At 75.4% G+C, this 25111-nt stretch carries 19 protein-coding genes, 2 pseudogenes and 1 riboswitch; of the genes and pseudogenes, 11 read left to right on the top strand and 10 right to left on the bottom strand.

What is annotated here, in order from left to right; translation table 11 throughout:
• Positions 1-60 precede the first annotated feature (60 nt).
• From ACFVHB_RS37215 to ACFVHB_RS37205, 3 genes are all read right to left on the bottom strand, one after another.
• Positions 61-864 (bottom strand): thioesterase family protein, encoded by an 804-nt coding sequence (locus ACFVHB_RS37215; protein WP_380331523.1) that lies wholly within the window; start codon positions 862-864, stop codon positions 61-63.
• A 148-nt stretch (positions 865-1012) separates the two neighbouring features.
• Positions 1013-3745 (bottom strand): class IV lanthionine synthetase LanL, encoded by a 2733-nt coding sequence (gene lanL / locus ACFVHB_RS37210; RefSeq protein ID WP_380331520.1) that lies wholly within the window; start codon positions 3743-3745, stop codon positions 1013-1015.
• A gap of 2 nt (positions 3746-3747) precedes the next feature.
• Positions 3748-3915 (bottom strand): SflA family class IV lanthipeptide, encoded by a 168-nt coding sequence (locus tag ACFVHB_RS37205; RefSeq protein ID WP_380331517.1) that lies wholly within the window; start codon positions 3913-3915, stop codon positions 3748-3750.
• 398 nt (positions 3916-4313) lie between these two features.
• On the opposite strand from ACFVHB_RS37205, the gene ACFVHB_RS37200 reads away from it, so the two are divergent.
• A complete protein-coding gene (locus tag ACFVHB_RS37200; RefSeq protein ID WP_380331514.1) occupies positions 4314-4931 on the top strand; it encodes a hypothetical protein in 618 nt (205 codons plus the stop codon).
• A gap of 147 nt (positions 4932-5078) precedes the next feature.
• On the opposite strand, the gene ACFVHB_RS37195 is transcribed toward ACFVHB_RS37200, so the two are convergent.
• On the bottom strand, positions 5079-5924 hold the full coding sequence (locus ACFVHB_RS37195; RefSeq protein WP_380331511.1) for a universal stress protein: 846 nt from the start codon (positions 5922-5924) through the stop codon (positions 5079-5081).
• 173 nt (positions 5925-6097) lie between these two features.
• A pseudogene (locus tag ACFVHB_RS37190) lies at positions 6098-6462 on the bottom strand (phosphotyrosine protein phosphatase).
• A gap of 101 nt (positions 6463-6563) precedes the next feature.
• Between ACFVHB_RS37190 and ACFVHB_RS37185 the strand changes: the two are divergent.
• Positions 6564-6915, top strand: a pseudogene (locus ACFVHB_RS37185) (glyoxalase/bleomycin resistance/dioxygenase family protein).
• A 153-nt stretch (positions 6916-7068) separates the two neighbouring features.
• Here the strand turns inward: ACFVHB_RS37185 and ACFVHB_RS37180 are convergent.
• Positions 7069-7296, bottom strand: coding sequence for a hypothetical protein (locus ACFVHB_RS37180; protein WP_380331508.1), 228 nt, complete (start codon positions 7294-7296; stop codon positions 7069-7071).
• Positions 7297-7812: 516 nt separating this feature from the next.
• Here ACFVHB_RS37180 and ACFVHB_RS37175 point away from each other — a divergent pair.
• The 3 genes from ACFVHB_RS37175 (at position 7813) to ACFVHB_RS37165 (ending at position 9255) form a co-directional block, all read left to right on the top strand.
• Complete coding sequence (locus ACFVHB_RS37175) at positions 7813-8016, top strand: hypothetical protein (RefSeq protein ID WP_380331505.1); 204 nt, start codon at positions 7813-7815, stop codon at positions 8014-8016.
• Between the two features lie 373 nt (positions 8017-8389).
• Positions 8390-8539: a hypothetical protein gene (locus ACFVHB_RS37170; RefSeq protein WP_380331503.1), complete on the top strand. Its 150-nt coding sequence runs from the start codon at positions 8390-8392 to the stop codon at positions 8537-8539.
• Positions 8536-9255: a DUF3152 domain-containing protein gene (locus ACFVHB_RS37165; protein WP_380331500.1), complete on the top strand. Its 720-nt coding sequence runs from the start codon at positions 8536-8538 to the stop codon at positions 9253-9255. The genes ACFVHB_RS37170 and ACFVHB_RS37165 overlap by 4 nt, the downstream gene beginning before the upstream one ends.
• Before the next feature lie 130 nt (positions 9256-9385).
• On the opposite strand, the gene ACFVHB_RS37160 is transcribed toward ACFVHB_RS37165, so the two are convergent.
• Positions 9386-10759 (bottom strand): FAD-dependent oxidoreductase, encoded by a 1374-nt coding sequence (locus ACFVHB_RS37160; RefSeq protein ID WP_380331497.1) that lies wholly within the window; start codon positions 10757-10759, stop codon positions 9386-9388.
• 231 nt (positions 10760-10990) lie between these two features.
• Positions 10991-11647, bottom strand: a complete 657-nt coding sequence (locus ACFVHB_RS37155) for a TetR/AcrR family transcriptional regulator (RefSeq protein WP_380331494.1) — start codon at positions 11645-11647, stop codon at positions 10991-10993.
• A gap of 166 nt (positions 11648-11813) precedes the next feature.
• Between ACFVHB_RS37155 and ACFVHB_RS37150 the strand changes: the two genes are divergently transcribed.
• Entirely contained in the window at positions 11814-13310 is a 1497-nt protein-coding gene (locus ACFVHB_RS37150) for an FAD-dependent monooxygenase (RefSeq protein ID WP_380331491.1), read from the top strand.
• Between the two features lie 103 nt (positions 13311-13413).
• Here the strand turns inward: ACFVHB_RS37150 and ACFVHB_RS37145 are convergent, their stop codons facing one another.
• Positions 13414-13782, bottom strand: coding sequence for a cupin domain-containing protein (locus ACFVHB_RS37145; RefSeq protein ID WP_380331488.1), 369 nt, complete (start codon positions 13780-13782; stop codon positions 13414-13416).
• A 137-nt stretch (positions 13783-13919) separates the two neighbouring features.
• Positions 13920-14142: riboswitch (cobalamin riboswitch) on the top strand.
• Between the two features lie 162 nt (positions 14143-14304).
• On the opposite strand from ACFVHB_RS37145, the gene metE reads away from it, so the two are divergent.
• From metE to ACFVHB_RS37120, 5 genes are all read left to right on the top strand, one after another.
• On the top strand, positions 14305-16620 hold the full coding sequence (gene metE / locus ACFVHB_RS37140; RefSeq protein ID WP_380331487.1) for a 5-methyltetrahydropteroyltriglutamate--homocysteine S-methyltransferase: 2316 nt from the start codon (positions 14305-14307) through the stop codon (positions 16618-16620).
• Positions 16621-16890: 270 nt separating this feature from the next.
• Positions 16891-17652 (top strand): AraC family transcriptional regulator, encoded by a 762-nt coding sequence (locus tag ACFVHB_RS37135; RefSeq protein WP_380331484.1) that lies wholly within the window; start codon positions 16891-16893, stop codon positions 17650-17652.
• 19 nt (positions 17653-17671) lie between these two features.
• Complete coding sequence (locus ACFVHB_RS37130; protein ID WP_380331481.1) at positions 17672-18688, top strand: DMT family transporter; 1017 nt, start codon at positions 17672-17674, stop codon at positions 18686-18688.
• A gap of 163 nt (positions 18689-18851) precedes the next feature.
• A complete protein-coding gene (locus tag ACFVHB_RS37125) occupies positions 18852-19418 on the top strand; it encodes an O-methyltransferase (RefSeq protein ID WP_380331479.1) in 567 nt (188 codons plus the stop codon).
• 124 nt (positions 19419-19542) lie between these two features.
• The gene (locus ACFVHB_RS37120) at positions 19543-22011 is read left to right on the top strand and encodes a SpoIIE family protein phosphatase (protein WP_380331476.1); all 2469 of its coding nucleotides are present in this window, start codon (positions 19543-19545) and stop codon (positions 22009-22011) included.
• 116 nt (positions 22012-22127) lie between these two features.
• Here ACFVHB_RS37120 and ACFVHB_RS37115 read toward each other — a convergent pair whose 3' ends face one another.
• Positions 22128-24788, bottom strand: a complete 2661-nt coding sequence (locus ACFVHB_RS37115) for a TIM-barrel domain-containing protein (RefSeq protein ID WP_380331473.1) — start codon at positions 24786-24788, stop codon at positions 22128-22130.
• Between the last annotated feature and the right edge of the window lie 323 nt (positions 24789-25111).

Below are 25111 nucleotides of genomic sequence, written 5' to 3'. Positions count from 1 at the left end.
GGCCAGGGGCGACCACGTCGGCCCTGGCCGGGCGGAGGCCGAGCCGTTGTCGGACGCGCCTCAGGAGCCGGGCAGCGGCCGGACGGTCAGGATCTGCTCGGCGTGGCCCACCGGTCCGTCGAGGTCGTGCAGCACGGAACTGGTGCGGCCGTGACCGGTCGGGCCGAAGCTGACGGTGGTGTCCAGGCCGGTCCACGGCCCCCGGGGCTGCCGGTGGAGGTGGATGGTCAGGTCGACGTTGGGGAACATCCACGCGGTGGGCGGCTGCTGCACGGCTATGCCGTTGGCGGTGTCCACCAGGGCGAGGTAGGAGGCGAGCGGGCTGGTCGGCTCGCCGGCGACCAGGGCCACCCGGCTGGAGACCCAGGCGACGGAGCGGCCCGGCCGGGCCGGGGCCCGGCGGACCTCGATGGAGGAGATGTAGCCGCCGTCCCACTGTTCGCCCATGTTCCACGGGGCGACGGCCTCGGGAGGAGCGACCCGCTCGTGGGGGCTGTCGGCGACGGCGCCGGTGTCTCCCACGGCGAGCAGCCAGGCCCGGGCCCGGACCACCGGGCGGTCGGCGATGAGGACGACGGCCTCCAGCAGTTCGATGGTGCGGCCCGGACGCACGCTCTCCACCCGGATCTCGCACTCGTCGAGGGCGATCCGCCCGAGGATGTCGTAGCTGATCCGCGCGAGGGCCAGACCGTCGTCGGCGCGCGCGGCGCGGAAGCGGTCGATCGCGTGGACGACCAGGCCCGCCAGCGGGCTGAAGTGCTGTTCGTCGCTGTTCCAGGCGCCCCCCGCGTGGGCCGTGGGCTTGTAGCGGTGCTCGTCCGTCCGCTCGTAGTAGCTGTCGGGTGGGACGGTGCCGGTGGTCACGGGGCGCTTCTCCTCGGGCGGATCCAGGGCGCGGGCACGACGAGGACGTTGATCTTGTGGGCGCCCGCGCTGAGGATCGTAGGGGGGCCGAACGGTCGGGGAGCCGAAAGCGTGACGGACACCACAGGCGCCGGGGCTCCGGAGCCGGTCAGTCGATGAGGCCGAGCCGTCGTCCGCCCCGGTCGCGCAGGCGCCTGAGGAAGGCGAGCACACCGGCGGAGCCGCCGGCCCAGGTGGCGCTCGACCGGGTGAGGCCGGTGTCCGGGAACACCGGACGGTCGGGGGTGCCGCCGCTGCGGCTGAGGATGATCGCGGCGACGGTCTCGGCGGCGTCGAGGAACTCCTCGGAGCCGGCCGCCGGTGAGCCGGACTCCTCGGGGCCGGACGCGACGGCGACGTCGATCAGCAGATCGCCGACTCCGGACAGCCCGCAGCACTGGGTGACCAGCGGCATCCGCGGCGCCAGCGCGGCGCAGGTGCGCGCGGCCTGCCGGGCGAGGACGAGGTACCCGGGTTCGCCGAGGCGGTCGGCGGCCCGGACGAGCACCGCCCCGATCCCCGCCAGGCCCCGGCACCACGAGCCGTAGCGGCGGGTCGCCCCCGGGGCGGCCGCCGCCGCGAGGACGCCCGGGGTGATCGCGGCGAGCTGCGCGCACGCCCGCCGGGCCCGGTGGACGGCGGCGGGATCGCCGGTCGCGCTCGCGTACTCGAGCAGGAAGTAGGCGACACCGGCCTCGCCGTGCGCGAGCCCTTCGCGCAGGGCGGCGCTGCCCGTCGTGTCGGCGCCGGCGGGGGTCAGCCGGGCCCGGCCGGACGCCAGCATCCGGTCGCACGCGGCGGCGACGGCGAGGTGCCGGTCGGCGCGTCGGCCGTCGCCACCCGCGCGGGCGTGGCGGGCGAGCAGCAGGCGGCCGACGCCGATGCCGGCGACGCCCTCGATCAGGTCCGCTTCCGGTGGTCCGCCGTCCGGCCCCCGGCTGGGCAGGGCCAGGGGGCCTCCCGGCCCGTCCGCGCCCGCGGTGCCCGCCGTGCCCGCGGTGTCTGCCGCGTGCGCCGCGCCCGCCGGGTGCGCCGCGTCCGCTTCGCCGGTGTGCGGCGGCGCCGCCGCTTCGGCGAGGAAGAGCGCGACACCGGTGCGGCCCGACCAGAAGCCCGGTGACAGGCTCCGGGCCTGGCCCGCCGTCCACCGCGCCAGGGCGTCCACGGTCTCGCGCACCCCGGGTCGGTGGAGGTGCTGGAGCAGCTCCAGGCCGAGCCCCGAGCTGCCGCCGTAGACGTCGACCGGCGTCGGGATGTTCGCGCGGGCGGCGAGCACCGGGTCCGCGATCCTGCGGGCTTCGTCGACGCAGAACGCGGTGGTGTGCTCGATGATCTGCTCCAGCAGGCCGTCGTCGAAGCGGAGCCGTCCGGGCCCCCGGGACGCCCGGGACGCCCGGGACACCTCCGGCACTTCGGGCGCCCCGGCTGCCCCGGCCGTCCCGGCTGCGCCGCGTGCCCCGGCCGTCCCGGCTGCGCCGCGTGCCCCGGTGCGGAGCCGGTCGGCGGCGGCGGTCCGCACGGCCGGCTCGAAGCTCATCAACCCGCCGATCGCCGCCCGGAATCCCCGGTGCTCGTCGCCGGGCAGCGCCCAGGCCAGGCCGGCCAGGGTGCGGTCCCGGTTGACGGCGGGGTCGGGGTCGACGATCACCGGATCCATCCCGGTCGCGGCGAAGCAGAGGGTCGCGCCCAGGGCGTAGTAGTCGTCGGCGGGCTCCGCCGGTCCGGTCGTGCGCCGGACCGGGTCGCTGTAGCCGGGGGTCGAGCCGTCCGGCCCGGCGCCGTGCAGCGCGCTGATCCCGAAGTCGACCACGTGGCACCGGCCGGTGGCGTCGAGCACGACGTTGTCGGGCTTCAGGTCACGGAGGACCACGCCCCGGCCGTGGACGCCGTCCAGGACGTGGAGGAGCCGGGCGGCCAGACCGGAGAGCGTGCGCCACGGCCGGGCCTCGTCGCCCCGCCACGGGCCGCCCTGCTGGACGTCGCGCCGCAGGTCCCGGTCGCCGCAGCCGGTCATCACCAGGTACTCGTCCGAGCGGTGCCGGAAGTAGTCGAGCGCGCGGGGCACCCCCTCGGCGATGTGGAGCGCGGCGAGGACCGCGCGCTCGTTGCGCAGCCGGGCGCGGGTGTCCGCGCCGGACTCGTCCTCGGCCACGAAGGCCCGCGCCTGCTTGACGACCACCGGCAGCCCGGTGACCCGGTCGACCGCGCGGTAGACGTTGCCCTGCGGCCGGCGCGCGATGCCGCCGGTGACCCGGTAGCGTCCCCCGCCGAACCCGGCGGGGGAGTCCGGCCGGGCGGCGGGCCCGGACCGGTTCCGGAACGGGTCCTCGGCCCACGGCGGGCACCGGTACGAACCGCTCGCCAGGCCGTCGAAGGCCCGGCCGTCCGGGCCCACCATGACCGACTCGAGCCGCCCGCTCCGGCCGGTCCGGTAGTCGCCCGTGAAAGGCCCGTAGCGGTAGTAGACGGGGGAGTGCGGATCGACCCGCCGGTCGCTGACGACCTGCGGGCCCTCCCGCCCGCGCAGCACGGCGACGAGCTCGTCGGCGAGCCCGACGACGGTGCCGGGTGCCGGGTAGACCGTGATCGCCTTCCCGACGGCTCCCGCACTCGACGCGCCGGAGTTGATCGCCCGCAGGGTCTCCGGACCTCGGGCCCACTTCGCGTGGCAGACGTGGCGCAGCAGCACCGGCAGGACGAGGCCGGTCACGGTCTCCAGATCGCCGGGCCGGGCGGAGACGTGCAGCTTCCAACCGTGGTCCATCGCCGGCATCCGCGGATCGTTCAGGTACGACCAGGTGTCGTCGGACCATCCGCCGCGGCCGGCGATGGACCAGGTCACCGTCAGGAGTTCCAGTCGCAGGCGAAGCGGGTCGTGGCGGTCACCCACGGGTCGGCGAGGCACGCTGTGGCGTCGTGGTCGCCGCGGTCGTCGTCCTCGAACACGATGGTCTCGTCGTCGACCGGCAGCGGACCCGCGTCGCGGATCTCGTCGAGCATGGCTACGGGCATGTGACGCCTCCAGGGGTGTCGTGCGTCCGGCGATGGCGCGGATTGCGCCCGCCGCGGACCGCGGGGTTCGGTGGGGGCCGCGTCCCGACCCCAGAAGGTAGGTAGGAATGGTGGGCCTGACAAGGGGTCAGGACGCATGAATTTCACGCAGTGCACACAAGTGTGAAGAATTGGTGTTCATGGCCGGGCCGGTTCAAGCAGTCCGGCCGGTGCGGCGGCGAACAGGTCGGACCGGACCGGCCGCCGCCGTGCCCCGCCCGGGGACGGCGACCCGCCGGAAGGGGTCCTTGGACCCCTCACCAGGGTCGTGGGACCCTCGGGAGACGGACGCAGCCTTGGAAGACTGAGCCCCGAGAGCCCCTGCGACCGTGCCGCCCCGGCACGGAGGGAGGCGCGTCATGTTCGCCGTAGCCGCCACGCACACGTCCCCGGCCTCGCACACGTCCCTGCGGCAGCACGTCCGCCGGGCCGTCGGCCGGGACCACAGTCCGCTCTGCCGCCCGCTCGACCGGGCGTACAGCCGCCTCGCCGCCGTGCAGGCGCTGACCGTCCTCGCCGCGCTCGCCCTCGCGGCGGTCGCGGCACTGCTGGCGTTCCGCGTCGAGACGCACACCGCGGAGCAGATCGCCCGGCACCGGCACCTGGTCACCGCCGTCACCACGGGCCCGGCGCAGGCGGACAACCCCCGGGTGGGCAGCGCGCGGGACCACGCTCCGGCCCGCTGGACCTACCCGGCCGGGCCGGGCACCGGGACGATCCCCGTCCCGGAGGGTACCCGCGCCGGCACGGCCGTCCCGATCGGGCTCGACGACGCCGGGACCCCGATCCGCGCGCCCAAGGCGACCGAGCAGATCGCCTCGGACGCCGTCCTCATCGGCCTCGGCACGGTCTCGGTGCTCGCGGTGGTCACGGAGGGCGTGTTCGCGCTGCGCCGCCGCACCCTGGAACGCCGGGCGGACACCAGCTGGGAGGCCGCCTGGGAGCGGGTGGAACCGGGCTGGTCCGGGCGCCGCTGATCGACGCGGCCGCCGGCCTCGACGCGGCGGCCGGCCTCGACGCGCCGGGCAGCGGAGGGCGGCTCGGACCGCAACCGCTGACACCGGGACCGCTCCGACCGGGACGACCGCCCGGACCGGGGCGACCGCTCGGACCTGGACGACCGCTCAGACCGGGACGACGACGACCGGGCACTCGGCGTGCTGGACGACGGCCTGGCTGGTGGAGCCGAGCCGGCCGAGCGGTCCGCGCGGTTCACCGTGGCGGCCGACGACCAGCAGGTGCCGCCCGGCCGACGCCGTCACCAGCTCCTTCGCCGCGCTGGAGCGCACCACGGACGACGTGACGGAGACGTCCGGGAAGCGCTCGCGCCAGCTCGCCAGCACCTCGGAGAGCAGCCGCGCGTGCTCGGCCTCGACGTGCGACTCCTCGTACACCACGGGGATCTCGTGGCCCGGACCGAGGAGCAGCGGGTACGTCCAGGCGTGGACGACGAACAGGGGCGACGACTGCCGCCGGGCCGCCAGGAAGGCGTACCCGAGCACGGGCTCCTCGTGTTCCTTGCCCTCGACCCCGACCACCACGGCCGGGTCCGTCGCGGCCGGGTCCGCCGCGGTCGGGTCCGTCGCGGCCTGCGGGGCGTGCACGACGGCGACCGGGCACGGTGCGTGCGCGGCGACGTGGAGGCTGGTCGAGCCCAGGAGCAGCCGGGGGAACCCGCCCGAACCGCGTGCGCCGACCACCAGCAACGCCGCGTCCGCCGCCGCCTCGGTCAGCACCTCGCGCGGCGCGCCGTCCACCAGCTCGGCCGCGACGGTGACCTCCGCGTACCGGGTGGCGACCCGCGTCCACTCCCGGTCGAGCAGCTGGGCCTCGGCGGCCTCGGCGCCGCCGGACCGGGCATGGAGGAGCCGGAGCTCCGCCCGCCGGCGGGAGGCCTCCTCGGCGGCCCAGTCGACCGCGGCCAGGTTGGGCTCGGACGGGTCCACGCCCACCACGACGGACTGGTTCATCGTCGGCACCTCCGCACCGCCTCGACCGCCCCCGCCCTCAGGCTATGCCGATCACCGCACGAGCACCCGCCCGCCGGTGCGCGGCACCCCGTGCCGGGGGGGGCTTGCCGCCGGTCCACCTCCCGCCCGGTCCGCCGGTCCACCTCCCGGGGCGACGACGCGCACGGGCGGGCTCAGTCGGCGGTCTCGACGCCCAGGTCGGCGAGCAGTCCGCGGACGAGCCGCTCGATCTCGTCGCGGATCGGGCGGACGGCGGCGACGCCGTGGCCCGCGGGGTCGTCGAGCGCCCAGTCCACGCAGCGGGTGCCGGGGAAGGACGGGCAGGCGTCGCCGCACCCCACGGTGATCACCGCCTCGGACGTCCGGACGGCCTCGACGGTGAGCACCGTCGGCGTCTCGGCGGAGATGCGGAGATGTCGACACCGACCTCCCGCATCGCCTCGACCACGGCGGGGTTCACCGACGCGGCCGGGGCGGAGCCGGCCGAGCGGACCTGGACGCGCCCCGCGCCGAGGCGGGTGAGGAAGACGGCGGCCATCTGGGACCGGCCGGCGTTGTGCACGCGGGCGAACAGGACGAACAGGACGAACAGGATGGACAGGATGGACAGGATGGACGGGACGGCGGGGCGCTCACTCGATCGCCTGCTACGCCAGGCTCTTCGGCGCCGAGCCCGCCAAGCGCCCCCCCCGGCTACGCGAACGGCGCCGAGATCGGGACGCCCGAGCAGGTCGCCGAGGCGGCGTCACGCCTGGCCGGCGCCGGACCGGCGACGGTCGAGGAGAACGACACCACGTGCTGCTACGCGCGGTAGGACGAGGTGTGGGTGCACGGCCCCGGCCGCGGGCCCTGGGAGGTCTACGTGGTCAAGGCCGACGCCGACACCCTGGCCAAGCAGGAGGGTGAGCAGGAGGGTGAGCAGGAGGACAGCACCCGCTGCACCACCGTCGCGGCGGACGTGCCAGAGGCGGCGGTGTCCGGCTGCTGCTGATCTTCCGCTGATCTTCCGCTGATCTTCTCGTCGCGGGTCGGCCGGCGCGGGACGGCCCCAGCGGGTCGGCCGAACCGGCCGGAGAACCCTGCGGCCGTCCGCTCCTGCGGTCAGCCGGTCCTGGGTCAGCCGGCCGCCCGGTCGTCGCGGCCACTACGGGTGCGTCGTGTGCAGGGCCTCTCTGACGGTCTGGACGACACCTGCCGCGGCGTGGGACAACGCGCCGGCCGCCATGAGCAGGCCGCCGATGATGATCCAGCCGCCCGTCTCGCCGGCGCTGAGGCCGGCCGCGGCCGGCGGTCGACCGGCCGCCGACGCCTCCTGCGGGGCCGGGCGCGTGATGCTCTTGGCGATCGCGATGACGCCCGCCAGCGCGTGCATGACCGCGCCGGCGGCGAGCGCCGCGGAGCCGACGACGAGCCACCCGACTCGTCCGAGCTCATCGGCCCCGGGCGCGACGGTGGGTGAGATGGCGGATGGTGGGCATCCGTCTCGCCTCCTTACGCTGGGTGGCGGTGGACAGCCCCTCTCCCATAGACCTTCGCAGACCGCGGCCAGGGAGCCAAGGGCCGGCCGGCCCCACCGAAGGGGGCCGGGTGCCGGCCGGACCCTGCCTCATGGACTCGACGCCTCATGGACTCGACCCCGTCCGGCGTCACGCCCGGCCGGCGGCGCCCATCCTGCCCCCTGGCGGAGGAAGGTACCGGGCGCCGCACCAAGCGGCCGAGCGCCAATCCCGCCGGGCGCCGGCAACCCACGGTGACGAGACGGGCACGAACCGCGCCCGGCCGCGCGGCTCACCCGGTCGGCCCGTACGCATCCGACCCCTACTACTTATCCCCAACCGTCCGACCGGCCCGGAGTCGCTAGAGCACCACGTCGTTCCGCGCGGCCGAGATGCGCAACCTCGCCGCCGACCCCGCCCACCGCGGCCTGGTCGCCCGGTACAGCGCGCTGCTGGAGGAGCCCATCACCGCCGAGATCGGCACCGGCACCCGCGCCTGGGTCACCGGACGGCCCCGCCTGCTCGGCCGGCCCATCTGGCACGGCGACACCGACCTGCCCGCCGCCTCGGCCGCGGCCGCCGCCACCAGGGGCTGAGCCGAGGGCCGAACACCGGAGGGGCGGGCCGGGCGCCCGGGGTTCAGCGGCTCACTCCGGCCACCCGCTCCGTCTGCGTCAGCGCCGCTCCGGAGCGGCTGCGGGGTTGAGATCGTGCGCCCGCACCGGCGCCGGCGCCCGAACGCCCGTCCGGGGGCGCGCCCTCGTGGCCGTGCCGGAGGGCCGGCGTCACCGGGTGCACCGCGGTCGTGATCAAGGAGCCGGCCTCCCGCGGCGGGAAGGTCGGCGCCCGCGCCGGCACCGATGCCCGAGCGTCTTCCCGGGCGGACGAACCTCGGAGCCGGATCGGGACGTCCTACCTTTGCCGACCGGTTCGTCGATCCGGTCCCGTCCGAGGAGTTGCCGCACCGTCATGTCCACGAGTCACCGCACCGCCGGGTCCGCCGCCCGACCGCTCACCGTCCCCGTCCCCACCTCCGCTCCCGTCCCCGTCCCCGTCCCCGCTCGCGCCCTGCCCTTCCGCGCCGTCATACGCGGCGCCCGCACCGGGCGGTTCGCGTGAAGGCCCGGGCCCTCGGCGGCCGGAAGGGGGTCGGGGCGGTCGCCCTGGTGGTGGTCGTCGCGGTGGCGGCGGGCCTGCTGTGGTGGCGCCCGTGGGCGGCCGAGGCGCGGAAGCCGTTGGCGTTCACGACGGCCGCCGGCGGCTCGGAGCGCTTCGGCACCGGGGAGCACCTGTACCGGTACAAGGTGCGGGCGGAGGACGGGCTGGCCGAGAGCCCCGCGCAGTTCGCCGCCGAGGTGGACGCCGTCCTCGGGAACGGGCGGCGCGGCTGGGCCGCGGGCAACGCCTGGTCGTTCCAGCGGGTGTCGGCCGACCCGGTGGACTTCACGGTCTACCTGGCCACGCCGGAGTCCACCGACCGGATCTGCGGCCAGTACGGGCTGGACACCGGCGGCTGGGTGAACTGCGCGGCGGGCCACCAGGTCGTCATCAACGTCAAGCGCTGGGCGGAGCTGTCGGAGTCCTACCTCGGCCGGCCCGACCTCTACCACGCGCTCGCCCTCAACCACGAGGTCGGACACTTCCTCGGGCACGGCCACGTCGAGTGCCCCGGGCCCGGGCAGCCGGCGCCGGTGATGATGCAGCAGATCAAGGGGCTGCACGGCTGCGTGCCGAACGGCTGGCCGTACGCCGAGGACGGCACCCTGGTCACCGGCCCGCCGGTTCCGGCGCCCTCACCCACGTCGTCCGTCGGCGGCACCTCCGCGCCCCGGTGACGGGAGGCGCGCCGGCCCGAGCCCCGGTGACGGGAGGCGCGCCGGCTCGCGCCCCCGGCCCGTTCCCGTCGGACCTGACGGCGCCGCAGCCGGCCGTCGGCCGTGTGCCCCGGACGCGGCGCGCAGGTGCTCAGGCCGGGATGAGCGCGTCCCACTGGTCCCGGGTGGGGCCGTCGAACCGGGGCGAGAAGTCCGGGCGGGCGGCCATCCAGGCGGTGACGTGTCGGTCCACCTCGTCGGTGCCGTAGGCCTCGTCGGCCGGTCGGAGCAGGTGGCGCACCTGGGCGCGGGCCCGCATGACGACGGGATCGTCGAAGGCGCAGTCGGCCAGGGCCGCGGCCCGCAGGTCGGAGAGCGGTGAACTCCCGCTCAGGCGTTGCTCGTTGACGCGGTCGGCGGCCACCTGAGCGTCGAACCACGGGCGGAGGGTCCGGGTGGCCCAGGCGTGGTAGCCGGCGGGGTCCGCGGCGATCCGGTCGACGTGGGTGGCGAGGTGCTGGGCGGCCTTCAGGCCGAGGGCCACGCCGTGGCCCAGGGTGGGATTGGTGTGGACGAGGCTGTCCCCGGCGTGGACCAGGCCGGTGACGACGGGTCCGTCCTGGTCGGCGAGGGCGGTCCAGCGGTTGTCCAGGCCGGCCATCGCCAGGACGGGCGACTGCGGTTCGGCGGCGAGGTCGAGCCAGGCCGCGGCGGCGGGGAAGCGGCGGGCGACGGCCTCGAACACGGCGGGGTCGGTGAGCGCGCCGCGGGTCGGGTCCCCCGTGGAGAGCACCACGTTCACCGCGAAGGTGTCGTTGTCGGAGGGGAAGACGCCGGCGAGTGCGAACGCCGCGGCCGAACCGTTGCGCACCCGCCCGGGGTCGCGCGGGCCGCCGGGTCGCAGGCGGTACCAGCGGCACAGGTAGGTGATCCCGGTGCGGTGGCTGTCGACCACGGGCGGGCGGCAGCCGGCCGCGACCAGCCAGGCGGGAACCGGCGAGCGACGACCGGACGCGTCGACGACGAGGTCCGCCCGGTGCGTCTCCGCGCCCACCCGCACGCCGGTGACCCGGGGAGGGTGGCCCTCCTCGACGGCGAGGCCGTGCACCCGGCGGCCTCGTCGCACCTCGACGGTGCGTTCCCGCCGCACGGCCGCGGTCAACGCGGCCTCCAGCACGATGCGGCGGGTGCGCAGGGTCACCAACTCCTCATCGCCGGCCCGGTGCGGCGGATGCTCACCGAACCAGTCGAAGTCGTGGTACTCCCGGGCCCCGCGTGCCAGCAGGTCCGCGTGGACGTCGGGGGCCTCGGCGAGCAGCACGCTGCGCACGGGGGCGAGGAAGGAGTGGGGCTGGACGGCCTGCGGGACCCGGGGCCGGTTCCACCGGAAGAAGTCCCGGTCCAGGTCCTCGCCGGCCTCCCGTGCGTCCTGCTCGAACAAGGTGACCGGGTGTCCCCGCCGGCCGAGCATGAGCGCCGTCCCCAGACCGCTGATACCGCCGCCGATCACCGCAACCCGCGCCACTGAAGCTCCCCTTCGCGTCGTGTTGCGGGATGATCTTACTGGTTGATGATCTCCCACCGGGAATCGGCCGTGCCCGTCGCGCGGCGGAGCGGGTGGGGAATCGGCCGTGCCCGTCGCGCGGCGGAGCGGGTGGGGTGGGGCCCGTCGCGGTGCGGAGCGGGTGGGGTGCCGCCCGTCGCGGTGCGGAGCGGGCGGGGTGCCGCGGCGGCTGTCGTGGGTCCCGGGCGGGGCTCAGAAGCCGTGGGGGGCGGCCCCGTCGCGCAGCAGGGCGAACGCCGTGGCGGTCTCGGCGGCGGCCTGCCGGGCCGCGGCGTCGATGTCCTGTCCGGCGGAGAGCCGGCTCCAGGCGTCGCGGGCGAGCACCTGGCGGACGGCCATGTACTGGGCGGCGACCAGCCGGGCGGTCACTCCGCCGTCCGGGTCGAGCGCCTCGGCGAGCGCGCGGGTGTCCGCGTCGATGTACGCCCTCAGGTGGGCGGAGAGGCTGGGGGTCTCGTAGACCAGCCGGAGGAAGGCGAGCGCCTCGGGGTGGTCGGTCAGCCCGGTGTTGGGGTCGCGGGCCTCCAGGCGCTCCAGGTGGTGGTGCTCCAGGGCGTCGAGCGGGGTGACCCCGACGGCCCGGCCGCTCACCACGCGTCCGGCCTCGCCGAGGTGGTCGGCGAAGCGCTGCAGGACCAGCTCCTCCTTGCTGGCGAAGTACCGGAACAGGGTGGGCTTGGAGACCTCGGCGGCGGCCGCGATCTCGGCCACCGAGACCTGGTCGAAGCCCCGGTCGAGGAAGAGGGCGATGGCCACCTCGGCGAGGGTCTGCCGGGTGCGCTGCTTCTTCAGGGTCCGCAGGCCCGGGTCCGGCGCGCCGGGGCTCGTCGGGCTCGGGCTCGTCGGCACCGGGCTCGTCGGGCTCGGGCTCAGGGGACTCGGGTTCACGGGGCTTGGGCGCGCTGGCTTCGGGCTCATGGGTCGATCATAACTCGGATAAATTTGTTACTCGGTTGCATTCATTACCGAGTTGCTGTTTCATGGTGTGCACCGACAACCGGAAGGACGGACACACATGACGACGACCGTGGTGATCGTGGGGGCGGGGCCGACCGGACTGACCCTGGCGTGCGGACTGGCCCGGCAGGGCGTCGCGGTCCGCGTGATAGAGAAGGCGGCCGCCTTCCACACCGGCTCGCGCGGCAAGACGCTCAACCCGCGCAGCCTGGAGGTCCTCGCCGACCTGGGCCTGGCCGAGCGGCTGGCCGCCGCCGGCCGCACCCACCTGCCGTTCCGCAAGTACTTCGCCGGCGAGTTCGTCAGCGAGGCCGAGCCGTTCGCCGGCGTCCGGCCCACGGCCACCACGCCGTACCCGGCGAGCCTGTGGCTGCCGCAGACGCGGGTGGAGCGGCTGCTGCGCGAGCGGCTCGCCGATTACGGGGTGAAGGTCGAACTCGCCACCGAGCTGGTGGACTTCCGGCAGGACGCGGCGGGGGTGGAGGTGCGGCTCGCGGACGGCGGGCGGATCGCCGCCGAGTACCTGGTCGCGTGCGACGGCGGGCGCTCCACGGTGCGCAAGCTGCTCGGCATCCCCTTCGTCGGCGAGGGCGACCCGGAGCCGATGATGGTCTGCGGCGACGTCGAGGTCGACGGCCTGGACGCGGGCGCCTGGCACCAGTGGTTCGGGCCGCAGGGCGTGTTCATGCTCTGCCCGTTCGAGGGCAGCCGCCGCTGGCAGCTGCAGGCCAGCCCGGAGACGGACGCCGAGGGCCGGATGGTCGCCCCGTCACTGGAGAGCTTCCAGCGGCTGGCCGCCCTGCACACCGGCCGCGCGGACCTCAGGCTCACCAACGCCACCTGGCTGTCCACCTGGCGGGTCAACGTCCGGGTCGCGGAGCGCTACCGCGCGGGCCGGGTCTTCCTGGCCGGCGACTGCGCGCACGTCCACCCCACGGCGGGCGGGCTGGGCATGAACACCGGCATCCAGGACGCCTGGAACCTCGCCTGGAAGCTCGGGTACGTGCTGCGCGGCCTCGCCGCACCGGCCCTGCTGGACACCTACCAGGAGGAACGGCTGCCGATCGCCGCCTGGACGCTCGACGTCACCACCGCCGGCATGGCGGCCGTCACCAAGGGCATCAGCACCCCCGGCGTCGGCGTCGAGGCCGGCCGGGTGGGCGACCTCACCGGCCTCTCGCTCGGCTACCGGTGGGGCCGGCTCGCCGCCGACGGCGACCTCCTCGACGGACCGCTCCGGGCCGGGGACCGGGCGCCCGACGCTCCCTGCACCGGCCCCGACGGCGAGCCGGCCCGCCTCTTCGAGCACTTCGCCGGTGACCACTTCACACTGCTCGGCTTCGGCCCGGGCGCCCGCCCCGCCCTCGCCGAACTGCCCGACCACGTCCGGCCGGTGCACCTCGACGACCCCGACGGCACGGCCCGCGGGGCGTACGGGATCACCGGCGACGCCCTCGTCCTCGTCCGGCCCGACAACCACGTCGCCCTCACCGCCCCGGCGACCGCCCGCGCGGAGGTGCTGGCGTACCTGACGGCCCTCGGCGCCGCCGGGTGACCCCGGGCGAGGACGCGGCCGACCGGGCGGGCCCGCTGTGCGACCGGCGGGCCCGCCCGCCCGCGGGGCCGGGGAGCGACGGGCCATACCCCGCGGGCGCCGGTCAGGGCCGCGGGCGGATGGCCAGGCCCGGCCGCCTGCGGTGCACCGTCAGGTAGACGACGCCCTCCGGCCCCGCTGCCACGGCCCGCGTGGCACCGCGCGGCAGTAGGCGCAGCGCTCCCGGCCGCAGCGCGTGGGTGGTGTCCCCGCACCGCAACGTGCCCTCCCCGGCGATCCCCAGCACCAGCACGTCCAGCTCCGGCTCGACGTGGTCGGCGACGGACGCCCCCGCCCGCAGCCGCACCACGTTCGCGTCGAGCTGACGCTCCGCGCCGGTCAGCCGCCACAGCGCCCCGGCCTGGTCGGCGGCGGCCTCCCGCAGCAGGTCGTCCAGTACCACGCCCTCACCGCGGGCATCCGAGTCGGTCATGCCGGACATCCTCCCACCGGGCCCGTGCCCCGGGACTCCGTCCGTGGGTGGTGCCGGGAGCCGCGCGGCGGCTCCCGCGTCGTCCCAGCATGTGGACGATTGAGCGGTTCTCCGTCCACGCGCCGGGGGATCGGACCTAAGCTGGCCGGGCAGCTGGTTCGCCCTGTCCGCCAGGCAGGGCGTCGCAAGAGGGAACCCGGTGGGAATCCGGGACTGCCCCGCAGCGGTGAGCGGGAACGACCGCCGTCATACGCACTGGGCCCGGGACGGGTCTGGGAAGCGACGGCCAGTAGGTGACCGCCCTTGACAGGGCGGGCGTGCCCGCGAGTCCGAAGACCTGCCCGCTGCCCGCCCGCGGACCATCCGCGCGCGGACACCCCGGTGACCTCGAGGGCGGGTCGGCGTACACACCAGGCGGATCCCGGCGCTTCCCGTGCGCCCGCGGCCGTCCGGTCCGTCACCCCTTCGCGCCCTCTCCCGTCCCCGGGGACCAGAGGAAACAGGCTCGCGAAGGAGAGTCCCTTGACAGCGAAGTCCGCAGCCGCGGCCATCCGGTCCACCGTCCACGGCTACCCCCGCCAGGGCCGCGACCGGGAACTCAAGAAGGCCATCGAGGGGTACTGGAAGGGATCGGTCACCGCCGGGGCACTGCTCGCCGCCGCGGCCGGCCTGCGCCGGGAGAACTGGGCGCAGCTCGCCGAGGCCGGCGTCCAGGAGGTGCCCACCGGCGACTTCTCGCTCTACGACCACGTGCTGGACGCCACGGTCGCGGTCGGGGCGATCCCCGCCCGCCACCGGGCCGCGGTCGACGCCGACCCGCTCGACGGCTACTTCGCCATGGCGCGCGGCACCCAGGAGGTGGCGCCGCTGGAGATGACCAAGTGGTTCGACACCAACTACCACTACCTGGTGCCCGAACTGGGCCCGGACACCGTCTTCACGGCGAACCCCGCGAAGGCGGTCGGCGAGTTGGGCGAGGCCCTCGCGCTCGGTCACGCCGCCCGCCCGGTGCTGGTCGGCCCGGTCACCTACCTGCTGCTCGCCAAGCCCGCCCCGGGCGTCGCCGACGACTTCCGGCCGATCACCCTGCTCGACCGGCTGCTGCCCGTCTACGCCGAACTCCTGGCCGGCCTGCGCGCCGCCGGCGCCGAGTGGGTGCAGCTGGACGAGCCCGCGCTCGTCCAGGACCGCACCCCGGCCGAACTGAACTTCGCCGCGCGCGCCTACCGCGAGCTCGGCGCGCTCACCGAGCGGCCCAGGCTGCTCGTCGCGAGCTACTTCGACCGCCTCGGCGAGGCACTGCCGGTGCTCGCCAAGGCCCCGGTCGAGGGCCTGGCCATGGACTTCACCGGGCCGGCCGCCGCCAACCTGGACGACCTCGCCGCCGTCGGCGGCCTGCCCGGCAAGCGCCTGGTCGCGGGCGTGGTCGACGGTCGCAACGTCTGGATCAACGACCTGGGGAAGTCGCTCGCCACCCTGGCGACCCTGCTCGGCCTCGCCGACCGGGTCGACGTGGCCCCGTCCTGCTCCCTCCTGCACGTCCCGCTGGACGCCGCCGCCGAACGCGACCTGGACCCGCAGCTCGCCCGCTGGCTCGCCTTCGCCCGCCAGAAGGCCGAGGAGACCGCGCTGCTCGCCCGCGGCCTCCGCGAGGGCACCGACGCGATCGCCGCCGACCTCGCCGCCAACCGGGCCGACCTCGCCTCCAGGGCCGCCTCGCCGATCACCCGGGACCCCGCCGTCCGCGCCCGCACCGCCGCCGTCACCGAGGCCGACGTCCGCCGCGCCCAGCCCTACCCCGTCCGCGCCGAGGCCCAACGCGCCCGGCTCGGGCTGCCGTTGCTGCCGACCACCACCATCGGCTCCTTCCCGCAGACCGCCGAGCTGCGCGTCGCCCGCGCCGACCTGACCGCCGGCCGGATCGACGCCGCCGCCTACCACGAGCGGATGGCGGCCGAGGTGCGCGAGGTGATCGCCCACCAGGAGGAGGCGGGCCTGGACGTCCTGGTGCACGGCGAGCCCGAACGCAACGACATGGTCCAGTACTTCGCCGAGCAGCTCACCGGCTACCTCGCCACCCGGCACGGCTGGGTGCAGTCCTACGGCACCCGGTACGTCCGCCCGCCGGTCCTCGCCGGGGACGTCTCCCGCCCCCACCCGATGACCGTCGACTGGTTCCGCTTCGCCCAGGGCCTGACGGACCGCCCGGTCAAGGGCATGCTCACCGGCCCCGTCACCATGCTGGCCTGGTCCTTCGTCCGCGACGACCAGCCGCTCGCCGACACCGCGTCGCAGGTCGCCCTCGCCCTGCGCGACGAGGTGACCGACCTGGAGGCCGCCGGCGCGGCCGTCGTCCAGGTCGACGAGCCGGCGCTGCGCGAGACGCTGCCGCTGCGGGCCGCCGACCGCCCGGCCTACCTGGACTGGGCCACGACCGCCTTCCGGCTCACCACCTCCGGGGTCCGCGCCGACACCCAGATCCACACCCACATGTGCTACGCCGAGTTCGGAGCGATCATGGCGGCGATCGACGACCTCGACGCGGACGTGATCTCGCTGGAGGCCACCCGTTCGCACCTGCGGGTGGCCGGAGAGCTGGCCGGGGCCGGCTACCCGCGCGAGGTCGGCCCCGGGGTGTGGGACATCCACTCCCCGCGCGTGCCGAGCACGGACGAGGCCGTCGAGCTGCTGCGCTCCGCGCTCGCGGCGATCCCGGCCGAGCGCCTGTGGGTCAACCCCGACTGCGGCCTGAAGACCCGGGGCTGGCCGGAGACCCGCGCCTCGCTGGAGAGCCTGGTCGGCGCCGCCCGCCGCCTGCGGAAGGAGCTCGCCGGCTGACGCCGTCCGGCACCGGGGCGGCCGCGGCGGGGGACACCGCAGCCACCCCGGCGCCGGCGGTCCGGTCAGGCGGTCCGGTGGGCGTGGAAGCCACGGCCGGTCCTGCGGCCGAGCAGCCCGGCGTCCGGCATGGAACGGGGCACGCGGTACGTTCCAGTCAGGGCGAGCGCCGGGCACGGGGACCGGCGGCACGGACGGAGGTGCGCGGTGGCGAGCCGGGAAGAGGCCATCTGGAGACGGGCGCCGCTCGGAGCCGGACAGTCACTCGACTTGCTGACCGCCCGCTTCGACCGGCACGTGTACGCCCCGCACAGCCACGCGGAGTACACCATCGGCGTCTGCGTCGGCGGCTCCGAGGTGATCGACTACCGGGGCGGGCGGCTGCACGTCGGCCTCGGCGAGATCGTGGTCCTCGAACCGGGCGAGGTGCACACCGGCGGCCCCGGTACCACCGAGGGCTACGCGTACCGCGCCCTCTACGTCCCGCCGCCGCTGCTCGCCGAGGCCACCGAGGCGCCGTCGCACTTCGCCGCGCCCGTCGTGGACGACCCCGCCCTCGCCGCCGCCCTGCGCACCGCCCACACCGAGCTGAGCGCGTCGCCCGCCGACGCGCTGGAGGCCGAGTCCCGGCTGTCCTGGCTGCTCGGTGCCCTCGCCCACCGGCACGGCTCGGCCCGGCCGGTCCGCGACCGGGTGTCCGGAGCCGGCCAGATCGCCCGTGCCGTCCGGGACCGGCTCGCCGACGAACTCCTCGCACCGCCCGCCCTCACCGACCTCGCCGCCGACTTCGGCCTCTCCCGCTACCAGCTGCTGCGCGCCTTCCGCGACACGATGGGCCTGCCGCCGTACGCCTGGCTCGCCCAGCACCGGGTGGCCCGGGCCCGCGTCCTGCTGGAGCACGGACTGCGCCCGGCCGAGGTCGCCGGCCTGGTCGGCTTCGCGGACCAGGCGCACTTGACCCGCTGGTTCCGCCGGGTGCTCGGGGTCACCCCGGCCGCGTACCGCAACAGCGTTCAAGACGGCCCCCGCTGATCCGGGCGATACTGCCGGGATGACTGCACGTGGCTGGTTCCTGTTCGCCCTGATGGGGGTCATCTGGGGCATCCCCTACCTGATGATCAAGGTGGCAGTGGAGGGGGTGTCCGCATCGGGCGTCGTCTTCGTGCGCTGTGTGATCGGGGCGGCGCTGCTGCTGCCGTTCGCGCTGCGCCAGGGCGGGTTCGGCGAGGTCCTGCGCCGGCACTGGAAGCCGATGCTGGCCTTCGCCGTGCTGGAGATCCTGCTGCCCTGGCTGACCCTGACCGACGCCGAGCGGCGCCTGTCGAGCTCGACCACGGGCCTGCTGATAGCCGTCGTGCCGATCATCGCCCTGGTGGTGACGCGGGCCGCCGGGCGTTTCCTCGGGGAGGCCGAACAGCTCGGGCCGCGCCGGCTGGCGGGCCTCGGCCTGGGCCTGGCCGGGGTGGCGGTGCTGACCCTGCCGCACCTGTCGGGCGGAGACGCCTGGTCGCTGACCGAGGTGCTGATCACCGCGATCGGCTACGCCACCGCGCCGCTGATCGTCGCCCGGCGCCTCCAGGACGTGCCCACGCTCCAGCTGATCACGCCCTGCCTGCTGCTCGCCGCCGTGGTGTACGCCCCGGCCGCGGTGCTGACCTGGCCCGGGACCGCTCCGTCCGCTCAGGTCTGGGCCTCCCTGGCGGGCCTCGGCGTGGTCTGCACGGCCCTCGCCTTCATCGCCTTCCTGGAGCTGATCCGCGAGGTCGGCCCGAGCCGCTCGGTCGTGATCACCTACCTCAACCCCGCGGTGGCGGTGGCGGCGGGCGTCGTCCTCCTGGGTGAGCCGCTGACGGCCGGCGTGCTGACGGCCTTCGCCCTGATCCTGGCCGGCTCGGTCCTGGCCACCGCCACGCGCTCCGGCGGCCGGGCGGCGCCGCAGGACGCCCCCACGGCCCTGCCCGAGGGGGACGGCACGGATCGTACGGACGCTACGGATCGCGTGGACGGCACGGACCGTGTCGACGGCACGGATCGCGTGGCCGGCACGGGCCGCACGCCCGCGCGGTGATGTCCGCTGACGGCCCGTCGGGGCACCCGCTGATCCCCCGGCGACTCTCCGCGGGACGGTCCCGAGGGGGCCGGTCGCGCCCGGGACCGGCGGAACACCGTACGGGCCGTCCCGCCGCCGGGTAGCGTCGCTCGCGGCGGTTCGAGCGGGGAGGGGCGTCGGTATGGCAGAGCGGGCCGTTCCGCCGCGCGTGGCGGCGGCGGAGGGCTTGGCCGCCGAGGCCGGCTTCGCGTACAGCTGCACCCCCGAGGTGGGCCGGTTGCTCGCCCTGACCGCCGCCTCGAAGCCCGCCGGGACCGTCGCGGAGAGCGGTACCGGCGCGGGCGTGGGCACCGCCTGGCTGCACAGCGGCCTCGGGGCCGGCGCGCGCCTGGTCACCGTGGAGCGCGACGAGGCGCTGGCCCGCCGGGTGGCCGGCGCCTTCGCGGACGACGAGCGCGTGCACGTCCTGGCCGGCGACTGGCGGCTGCTCGAAGCGCACGCCCCGTTCGACGTCTTCTTCTGCGACGGCGGCGGCAAGCGCGACGACCCCGAGCGGGTCGTCGGGCTGCTCGCCCCGGGCGGGATCCTCGTGCTGGACGACTTCACGCCCTCGCCCGACTGGCCGCCGCGCTTCGACGGCGGGGTGGACGAGCTCCGGCTCCGCTACCTGACCCACCCCGCCCTGCACGCCACCGAGATCCGCACCGCGCCCACCGCCTCGGTGATCGTCGCGGTCCGCCGGTCCTGAGCCGCCGGCCCGCCCGCCGCCGCCCGTCCGTCTGCCCCCGCCCCCCGCCCGCCCGACGCCCGCCCGACGCCGTGCGGCGGCGGGCGGTCATCGGTGCGAGGATGGGCACATCGGAGACGAGCAGATGAACCACGGAACGCCCGGAACCCCTTCGGACCCCAGCGGCTCCCCCCAACCCGCCGCCGTCCCGGGGGCGATGCCACCGGAACTCGACCGGGCCGCGGCCGTCGTCGTGGATGCCCGTGGTGTGATCGTCGGCTGGTCGGCCGCCGCGGAGGACCTGTTCGGGTACCCCGTGGACGAGGTCGCCGGCCGGCCCCTGGCGACGCTGTTCACCGACCCGGAGGCGCTGCCCGTTCCCCCGCCCGACCCGCAGCCCTGGACCGGCACGGTGCCGGCCCGGCACCGTGACGGGCGACCGCTGGCCCTCGCGGTGAAGGCGTGGCCGATCGGGGACCGGACGGCGGGGGGTGCCGTCGTCCTCGCCTACGCCGTCGACGACGTCCCGTGGTGGCAGGTCGACCGCGCCATGCTGGAGCAGGTCCTCGCCCGCTCACCCGTCGGCATCGCCGTCCTCGACACGGACCTCCGGTACGTCTGGGCCAACGCGGAGCTGGAACGGCTCGGCGGGGTCGGCCTCGAAGAGCGCCTGGGACGCACCTTCCACGAGATCCAGCCGCTGATGCACTACGGTCCGGTCGAGGAGGCCATGCGGCAGGTCCTGGAGACCGGCCGGCCCGTACTCGACCGGGAGTTCACCGGGCGGGTGCAGAGCAAGCCGCACCAGGACCACGCCGCCGCCGCCTCGATCTTCCGGATCCAGGACGCCGCGGAGCGGGTCCGGGGCATCTGCTACATGGTCGTGGACGCCACCGACCGCTGGCGGGCCCGCCAGCGCCTGGCCCTGCTCAGCGACGCCGGTGAGCACATCGGCACCACGCTCGACGTGTTCCGCACCGCGCAGGAGCTCGCCGACTTCGCCGTCCCGCGGCTCGCCGACTTCGTGACCGTCGACCTCTTCGACCAGGTCTTCCGCGGCGAGGAGCCGCCGCCGCCCTCGGCCAGCCGCGCGCTCACCCTGCGCCGCGCCGCCCACCAGTCGGTGCGCCCCGGCGTGCCGGAGGCCGTCGTCGCGATCGGCGACGAGACGGTGTACCCGTCCGGCTCGCCGGTCGGCCGCTTCCTCGCCGACGGCCGGCCGCACCTCGAACGCGTCCTGGACCGGACCAGCCCGTGGCTGCTGGTGGACCCGGCGCGGGCCGCGAGCGTCGACGAGTTCGACCTGCACTCCTACATGAGCGTGCCGGTCCGCGCCCGCCACACCACCCTGGGAGTGGTCGGCTTCGTCCGCTCCCGGCGCTCGGACCCCTTCGAGCGGGAGGACCTGGCCCTCGCCGGCGAGGTGGTCGCCCGCGGCGCGCTGAGCATCGACAACGCCCGCCGCTTCACCCGCGAGCACACCGAGGCCCTCACCCTCCAGCGGAGCCTGCTGCCGCGGTACACCCCGGCCAGTACCGACCTGGAGGTCGCCACCCGGTACTTCCCCGCGGCCGCCGGGAACGGCGTCGGCGGGGACTGGTTCGACGTGATCCCGCTCTCCGGAGCGCGACTGGCCCTCGTCATCGGCGACGTGGTCGGCCACGGCGTCACCGCCGCCGCCACCATGGGCCGGCTGCGCACCGCGGTGCGGGCCCTCGCCGACATGGACCTGCCGCCGGACGAGCTGCTGGCCCACCTCGACGACCTGGTGATCCGCTTCGTCGACGAGGAGACCCACGACGACTACCTCGCCGACAACGCGCTGCTGGGGTCCACCTGCCTGGTGGCCGTCCTCGACCCGATCACCCGGCGGTGCACCATGGCCCGCGCCGGGCACCCTCCTCCCGTCCTGGTGGGCCCGGACGGCACGGCGGCGTTCGTGGACCTCCCGGCCGGCCCGCCGCTCGGGCTCGGGCTGCTGCCGTTCGAGACCGCCGAGGTCGAGGTGCCCGAGGGCGGGCTGCTGGCGCTGTACAGCGACGGGGTCGCCGAGGGCGTCGGCGGTAGCCTCCCGGACGGCCTGCCCCGGCTGCTGGAGGTGCTCTCCGGTGGCGTCAGGACCCCGGAGGAGGGCTGCCAGGCCGTCGAGGGGGCCCTCACCACCACGGCCCCGCGGGACGACGTCGCGCTCCTGGTGGCCTCCGTCCACGCCCTCGACCCGTCCCGCGTGGCCGTGTTCGACATCGATCCGGACCCCGCCGCCGTGGCCGGGGCGCGCGCCGACGTGGCCCGCCGGCTGGAGGCCTGGGGCCTGGGGCACCTGGCCTTCGCCACCGAACTGATCGTCAGCGAGCTGGTGACCAACGCCATCCGCTACGGGACCCCGCCGGTGCACCTGCGTCTGATCCGGCACTCCACGCTGATCTGCGAGGTCGTCGACGGCAGCAACACGTCGCCGCGCCTGCGCCACGCGCGGACGACCGACGAGGGCGGGCGCGGCCTCTTCCTGGTAGCCCAGCTCAGCAAGCGCTGGGGGACGAGGTACGTGCCGACGGGGAAGGCGATCTGGGCGGAGCAGGAACTCACCGGTGTCGCGGACGCCACGCTCCACTGACCCCCCCCGACCCGGCCGGTGGCCGGCCGGTGCCGCTGACCCCCGCGACCCGCCGGTGGCCGGTGCCACCCGGGGCCCGCCCCGCTCCCGCGGACGCGCCCCGGGTGGCCGGCCGGTCAGCGGCCGGGGTGGATCAGGTTCACCGAGAAGGCGTGGTCGGTGGGGACGGACGGCGTTTTGATCTCCGTCACGCCGGTCGCGGCGTCGTGGTACCAGCCCGCGGCCGCCGAGTCGAGCGCGGCCGCCGAGTCGAACCGGGGCAGCGGGCCGCCCTCGGTCACCACCAGCCGCGGGGCGGGCTTGCCGTGCACGGTGAACCGGTACGTCCGGGCGGCCGGCTTGCCGGCGTAGTCGCCCGCACTGGCACCGACCCGGACGACGGTCACCGCCCGGTCGTCGTGGACGTCCACCTGCTGGGTGGCCGAGGCGCCGGCGCCGAACTGCCGGGTGACGCCGTCGTCCTCGTACAGCGTGTAGGAGGAGTCGCCCTTCGGGTACAGGTCGTAGTCGAGCTCACCCCGGTCGCGGCTCTGCCAGGACAGCGTGCCCTTCGGCCACATCGGGACGATCGAACCGCCCTTCACGAACAGCGGCAGGGTGTCGAGCGGCGCCGAGTAGCCGTTGACGGTGGTGGGGCCCTGGTAGACCTTGCCGGTCCAGTAGTCGGTCCAGGTGCCGGCCGGCAGGTAGATGCCGTCGCGCACCGAGGTGTCCGAGTAGACCGGCGCGACCAGGAAGTCCGGCCCGGCCAGGAACTCGTACTTCGCGTTCGGCCCGAGCGCGGCCGGGTCGTTCGGGTACTCCAGCGCGAGCGGCCGCACCGCGCCGATGCCGGTCCGGGTGGCCTCCGCCGACAGGGTGTACATGTAGGGCAGCAGCCGCTCCTTCAGCTGCAGGTACGTGCGGTTGATCGAGGTGTAGGGCTCGCCGTCCAGCCAGGGCTGCTGGTCGCGCTGCTCCTTGCCCGACAGGTCCTTGGCCCAGCCGTCCATCGTCATGATGGCCGGCAGGAAGGCCTTCCACTGCAGGTCGCGGGTGTACATCTTCGGGTCGCGCCGGAAGATGGAGCCGACGTCGCCGGTGTCGTACGCGATGCCGGACATGGTCGCGCCCGCGTAGGTGGGGATCTGCCAGCGGATGTAGTCCCAGGACAGGGACTGGTCGCCGCTCCACAGCACGCCGCAGCGCTGGGCGCCGGCCCAGGAGACGGGCAGCCAGACGAAGCCGCGGGCGTCGCTGTTGTCCTCGATGCCGGCCTTGGCCCGGTCGCAGGCGTTCAGCGCGAAGTCGTAGCCGTTGCCGACCCAGGCCACGTCGAGCTTGCGGACCCGCACTCCGGCCTTGACCTCCTCGGCCTGGTTGGGCAGGCCGTTCTGCGTCCAGAGCCCGAGCTGGGCGTGGTCCTTCCGCAGGCCCTCGCCGGTCTTCGCCAGGTCCTCGTAACCGCAGCCGTAGCCGTCGTTGACGAGCATCCAGCCCAGCGGCATCTGGTGCTCGACGTACCCGTCCGCGATCTTCAGCGCGTCCAGGGTGTGCCGCTCGCCCCGGTTGGCGTTGTGCAGGTAGCAGTCGGAGTCGCCCGGCTCCAGGCCGTAGACGGGCGGCATGAAGGGCTTGCCGACCAGCGCGGTGTACTTGCCGATCACCGACTTCACGTCGCCGGTGAAGTAGTAGGCGTCGAGGCGCCGTTCCTGCTGCCCGGTGCGGACCGGTGAGCCGAAGTCGTAGATCCCCGGGGCGAAGGTGTTGCGGAAGACGCCGTAGCCGGCGGAGGAGACGTAGAACGGCTGCGAGTTGTTGTAGCCGCCCTCGTTCCAGTTGAAGCTGTTGGCGACGTGGATGGTCTGGTCGCGGTGCGAGAAGGAGCCGTTCTGCTCGCCGCCGCCGAAGAACTGCTCGTCGGCGCCGCGCACCAGGCTCTGCCGGAGCCCGCTGGTGCTCCAGCGCAGCGGGGCGTCCTCCTGCCAGAGGGCGGTGCGGTCGTCGGCCCGGTACAGGCCGAATCGCAGCGGGTGCTTGTAGACCCGCAGCACCAGGCCGCCGGACCGGATGCCGTAGTAGGCCCCGGCGTCGAACGTGCTGGTGTCCCGCCGCAGTTCGGGCTGCCGGCGGATGATGGTGCTGCCGGCCGGGTCGGTGAGGACGCCGTCCGGGGCGGCGCGCAGGCGCAGTTGGTCGTCGGCGAGGAAGTCGACCTTGGCCTTGAGGGTGCCCGCGGCGATGTCGTAGCTGCCCTCGGAGCCGCCGAAGGAGGTCAGGTCGCCGGCGTCGCCGGTCTGCGGCAGGTAGGCCCGGCCGGTGTAGGCGTTGTCGTGCACGTCGTAGGGGACGACCAGGACGTGGTAGGTGCCGGAGGCCCGGGGGATGACGGTCGACTCGGGGTCGGCGGTGCCCGCGCTCTGGGCGACCTCCTTGCCGTCGGCGTCGTAGACGTAGAGGTCGAAGTCGTCGGTGGGGGTCTGCCACTGGATGGAGAGCGGGACACCGCCCTCGGGGTTGTCGTCCCAGTACCCGGCCGGGACGTTGACGGTCAGGTCGAAGCGGTCGCAGACCGCGCCGGCCGGGTCCTGGGCGGCCGGTGGGCAGTCGGCGGCGCCGCCGAGCGTCCCCTTGGCGTAGCGGGGGCTCTGCCAGGTGGCGTTCTGGTGGCCGAGGTCGAGGACGGCGGAGCCGGGGGTCGCGGCGTGGGCCGGGACGGCGGGGCCGGCCAGGGCGGCGATGCTGGTGACGGCCGCGGCGAGGGCGGCGCCACGGAGGTGGTGTCGGAGTAGGCGCACGGTGCGTTCTCCTGTCGACTGCGCGAGGGCTGTCGCGATGGTGGTCGCGATGATTGTTGAGAGCTGTTCAGTGATTGCGCGAAACTGCTCGAAAATCCGAGCTTCGGAGTACATGTCAATGGTGGCGACATGGCGAAGCCCCGGCTCAAGGCCGGGGCGTCGGAGGGGACTTGAACGTGCGGCGCGGGACCGGCGCGGGGCCGGCGCAGGACCGGTGCCGGACCGGTGCGGCTACTTGACGGAGCCGGCGGTGAGTCCGGAGACGACGTGGCGTTCGATCAGGGCGAAGAGGATGACGACCGGGATGATGGCGACGACGGATC

It is taken from the genome of Kitasatospora sp. NPDC127111 (assembly GCF_042677465.1).
Lineage (GTDB): Bacteria > Actinomycetota > Actinomycetes > Streptomycetales > Streptomycetaceae > Kitasatospora.
Note: the sequence above shows the minus strand (reverse complement) of the source record. Positions and strands in the feature narration are given on the sequence as shown.